Source organism: Pseudomonas sp. VI4.1, assembly GCF_002029345.1.
In the GTDB taxonomy this organism is placed as follows: Bacteria; Pseudomonadota; Gammaproteobacteria; order Pseudomonadales; family Pseudomonadaceae; genus Aquipseudomonas.
Genome location: NZ_MULM01000001.1, coordinates 1 through 1,041, shown reverse-complemented (window position 1 = coordinate 1,041; position 1,041 = coordinate 1). Strand labels below are relative to the sequence as shown.

Genomic DNA, 1,041 nt, shown 5'->3' with positions numbered 1-1,041 from the left:
AACCGCTGCGCACCTTCAACGGCGTGATCACCGCCTTCAAACGCCTGTCCGGCTCCGTCGACGAAGCCCGCTATGAAATCACCCTTGAGCCGCGCCTGGCATTGCTCGCCCGCGGCCAGCAGTTCCGCCTCTATCAACACCAGTCGGTGCCGGAAATCGTCGAACAGATCCTGCGCAGTCGCCACGATTTCCGCGGCCAGGACTTTTTCTTCAAGCTCACACGCACCTACCCTAAACGCCTGCAAGTCATGCAATACGGCGAAAGCGACCTGGCCTTCATCGCCCGCCTGCTGGCCGAAGTCGGCATCTGGTACCGCTTCACCAGCGACGAGCGCCTGAAGATCGACGTCGTCGAATTCCATGACGACCAGCTGCATTACCAATCCGGCATCGAGCTGCCTTACCACTCACCCGCCGGCCTGAGCAGCAGCGAGCAGGACGGCGTCTGGTCCTTGCAAACCCACCACCAGGTGGTGGAACGCCAGGTCAATATCCGCACCTACCAGCACCGCGACGCCCGCGCTCACCTGGACGGCGAGATCGACCACACCCGCGGCGCGACCACCACCTACGGCGAGGCCTACCACTACGCCGAACCCTACAGCGCCCTCGGCGACCGCTACCAATTCTACGAAGACCTGCCGCCGGAAACCGGCTACTTCTACGCCCGTCTGCAACACGAACGTTACCTCAACGACCAGACCCGCCTCAGCGGCACCAGCAGCAGCGCCACCCTGGCTCCCGGCCAAGTCCTGAAAATCGTTGGCGGCGCGCCCCAGGCCTTCGCCCGCGGCACCGTGATCACCCAACTCAGCACCCGCGCCGCCCGCGATGCCAGCTTCGTGGTGCAGTTCGAGGCCATCCCCTATTCGGAAAGCGTGTGTTTTCGCCCGCCACTGCTGGCCAAACCGCAAATCGCCGGCACCGTCCCGGCGCGGGTCAGCAACCCGCAAAAACACGACCCCTACGCCGAAATCGACGTCGAAGGGCGCTACCGCGTGCAGTTCCTGTTCGACCGCGACACCTGGCAACCCGGCCAGG

At 64.4% G+C, this 1,041-nt stretch carries 1 protein-coding gene; it reads left to right on the top strand.

Going from position 1 to position 1,041, the window contains the following annotated elements; translation table 11 throughout:
• The coding region (locus BZ163_RS00005) for a type VI secretion system Vgr family protein (RefSeq protein ID WP_128869314.1) at positions 1–1,041 on the top strand (1,041 nt) is incomplete at both ends.